This window comes from Hungatella sp., assembly GCF_046966825.1.
Genome location: NZ_JBKVCZ010000266.1, coordinates 1 through 3,238, shown reverse-complemented (window position 1 = coordinate 3,238; position 3,238 = coordinate 1). Strand labels below are relative to the sequence as shown.

The following is a 3,238-nucleotide window of genomic DNA, read 5'->3' as shown; positions in this document are numbered from 1 at the left end:
CTTATAGACTCTCGTCCCCATGATATCAACGATCTCAGGATAATTCATCGCCGCCCGGGCGATCAATGCCATATCGTAGGCCGTCGTGTAATGCTCCGGATCGTTTAAACCGCTGGGATTGACGAAATTAGACCCGGTACAGCCAAGCTCCTCTGCCTTTTGATTCATCAGCCTTGCAAATTCTTCCGTGCTTCCGGCCGCATGCTCCGCAAGTGCATTGGCCACCTCATTGGCAGAATGCAGGATCAGGCCGTACAGGCTGTCCTTCACCGACATCCGGTCTCCTGTATCCATGCTCAGGCTCTTGCTTCCCTGTTCCACGTTGTAGACCGCATTTTGTGAGAATTCCACCGTTTCATCCAGTTTACAGCGGTCCAGCACTACCTGGGCCGTCAGAAGCTTCGTGATGCTGGCCGGATAATACGCCTCGTTGATATTCTTCCCATAAAGGATCGTTCCGGTCTCCGCGTCCATCAGGATTCCGCCATCCGCCTCGATGGCCACTTCGGACGGCCAGTCTGCCGCCCCGTACGCTGTCGTGGGCATGAGGCTCGCAAATACCACTGCCAGACAGAGTACAAAATAATTCCAAATATTCTTTTTATGCCGCATAATCAAGTCTCCTGAACATAAACATATTCATTTTCAAAGGAATATTCTTCCCGGTAACGGTATCCTAATGCATGAAATTCCTTTAGCTCTTCGGCGGTCTTTACGCCGTTTGCGGCCATGAAACGCACCATCTCACCCCTCGCCATTTTCGCGGCGGTCGCTCTCACACGGACCTTTCCCTCCTGCTCTGTGCCGAAGATACAGGTGATGAAGGTGTCGGAAGCGGTAAGCCACGGTTCCACCGCGCGGCTGTACTCTTTCGATGCGAGATTGACAATTACGCCATCCCCGTCTGCCGTCAGCTCCTCATAGATCCGGTTTCCCCAGAAACCATACAAATCTTTCTTTCCATCGACCGGGAGTCTGGCCTGCATCTCCAGCCTGTATGGAACAACGCCGTCACATGCCTTTAAAACGCCGTAAAATCCGCTGAGTATCCGTAAATGTTCCTTCACATATTCCCACTGGGAGGCGGTGAAAATATCGGGAGCCATGGACTGGTACTGGAGGCCGACATAAGCCAGTACGGCCGGTGTCAGGCTCCTCTCTAAATCCATTGTCTGGTAACGCTCGTAGTTCTGCCTTGTAATCGCGTCATTGGCGCCGAACAGCTTCTTCAGCTGCTCCATGGAATACGCCTTTAAAATATCATGAAGCCGTTTCGCATCCTCCAAAAAAACAGGCATGCCCGTCTCCTCCATAATGTCTGTCTGTACCCGCATCTTCTTGGCCGGGGATATGATAATTTTCATTCGTATTCTCCTTGTTGTATAGTAGTAACTGTTCAGTCTCGCAGCGGCTCATCCCGCAGTAAATCGTAAGTAATGGCGGAAAAGATCCGTATTCCTTCTTCCAGCACCTTTTCGTCGAAATCGAAATCTGCCGTATGCTGCGGCGCTTCCATGGCCGTTATATTGCGCATGCAGATGGCTTGGCCGCCATGAGACTGAACACGGTTCATCATCAGGGAAATGTCCTCGCTGCCCCAGTTTCTGGCGCAGCGCACACTGCTGACCCGGATATCGGGAAGCTCCCGCTCAATAACCGCAGCGGCCCTGTCTGCCAGCGTCAAATCGCTGTGGTGGGAATCGGCGGCGCCCATGCAGATCATCTCACAGGTACAGCCGTACATGGCCGCAGCCGCCTCACAGACGCGTCTGGCGTTCTCTGCCATATACTCGTTGATCTCAGTCGTCTCCCCTCGCAGCTCTATCTCCATTTTTGCGTAATCGGGGATGACATTTCTTCCGGTGCCTGCGTGAAGCGTCCCCACATTGACCCGGCTGGCGCCTTCGCTGTGACGCGGTATCGCCGCTAATCCCATCGCCGCGCAGGCCGCCGCAAGAAGGGCGTTTCGTCCCTTTTCAGGGAAGCCGCCCGCATGGGCCGGTGCACCGCGGTAGAGGACGTCGTACTTGGTGGTCGCAAGGGAGCCATAGGTCGCCGGAGTCACCGCTCCGTCATCGGGGCCGTCCAAAGGCGCAAGATGCGTTCCGACGAAATAATCCACATCGTCCAAATGGCCTTTGGAAACGATGGCTCTGGCTCCCCGCACGCCTTCTTCGGCGGGCTGAAAGATCAGTTTTACCGTTCCGTGCAGCTGTGCCCGTAGATTCATGAGCACTTCCGCCACGCCGAGGCCGATGGCGGTATGGCCGTCGTGGCCGCAGGCGTGCATGACGCCGGGGCACTGCGATGCAAAGCCCTCCCGCGCCGGTCTGTGGCTGGTGTTTTCATCCTCCAGGACGCCGAGGGCGTCGATATCAAAACGGAGGGCGCATACGGGGCCTTGCCCGCAGCGCAGGATTCCGATTACCCCGGTGTATCCCGCCTCCATCTCCTCTGTCAGGTATGTAAGGGGCGTATCCCAGCTTTCCCTGACCAGCTTTGCGTGCTCCCGCCGTGCATCATCGGATGGAAGGCCCATTCTGGCTCTGTCATCCACCACCTGGCGGCCAGTCAGCACTTCATAGCCCAGATTCGTTAAAATCCCGGCGATGACGGCAGAGGTGCGCATCTCCAGCCAGCCCGTCTCCGGGTGCCGGTGCAGGTCTCTTCTTAGCGCCACGCTTTTCTCATAAAGTTCCTTTGCCATAACTGTGATCTGATCGTACATCTATCTTCATCTCTCTTCTTTCGTATTTAGCAGTTCCCTAAAAGTTTAACATAGGAAATATGGAAAAGCAATTGAAGGAACTTCCAGTTCCGCGTATAATAATCTTAAGTTTTTATAACGAAAAAATTAGGATACCGGAGGCACTTATGAAAAAAATACTGGTTGTCGGTTCCACCTGCGTGGACATCATCCTGAAGCTGGATCATCTTCCCGTAACCGGAGAAGATCTCCATCCAAAGAGTCAGACCATGGCACTTGGGGGCTGTGCCTGCAACGTGGCGCACGTGCTGCTGTACTCCGGCTCACAATTCACCTTCCTCTCCCCGGTCGGCGGCGGAATATACGGCAGCTTCGTCAAGGATGCGCTGACTGCTCATGGTTTTCCCATCCCGGTTTATCTCCCCGAAAAAGAAAATGGCTGCTGTTACTGCCTCGTGGAGGCTTCCGGGGAGCGGACGTTTCTCTCTCTGCACGGGGTCGAATACACCTTTCAGAAAGAGTGGATGGAGC

Annotated in this window: 4 protein-coding genes; 1 reads left to right on the top strand and 3 read right to left on the bottom strand. The window is 54.5% G+C overall.

From position 1 onward, the window contains the following. From ACLTD4_RS33570 to ACLTD4_RS33560, 3 genes are all read right to left on the bottom strand, one after another. Positions 1-612: D-alanyl-D-alanine carboxypeptidase family protein (locus ACLTD4_RS33570; RefSeq protein WP_412331966.1), on the bottom strand; the 612-nt coding region annotated here is incomplete at its 3' end. A gap of 2 nt (positions 613-614) precedes the next feature. Continuing rightward, complete coding sequence (yaaA, locus tag ACLTD4_RS33565; RefSeq protein ID WP_117620765.1) at positions 615-1,364, bottom strand: peroxide stress protein YaaA; 750 nt, start codon at positions 1,362-1,364, stop codon at positions 615-617. A gap of 32 nt (positions 1,365-1,396) precedes the next feature. Continuing rightward, entirely contained in the window at positions 1,397-2,728 is a 1,332-nt protein-coding gene (locus ACLTD4_RS33560) for an amidohydrolase (RefSeq protein WP_117620766.1), read from the bottom strand. 146 nt (positions 2,729-2,874) lie between these two features. Here ACLTD4_RS33560 and ACLTD4_RS33555 point away from each other — a divergent pair. Further along, positions 2,875-3,238: PfkB family carbohydrate kinase (locus ACLTD4_RS33555; RefSeq protein ID WP_412331965.1), on the top strand; the 364-nt coding region annotated here is incomplete at its 3' end.

Excerpts from the sequence above, each read along its gene's own strand:
- yaaA (WP_117620765.1), bottom strand. The coding sequence starts at position 1,364 with ATGAAAATTATCATATCCCCGGCCAAGAAGATGCGGGTACAGACAGAC.
- ACLTD4_RS33560 (WP_117620766.1), bottom strand. The coding sequence starts at position 2,728 with ATGTACGATCAGATCACAGTTATGGCAAAGGAACTTTATGAGAAAAGC.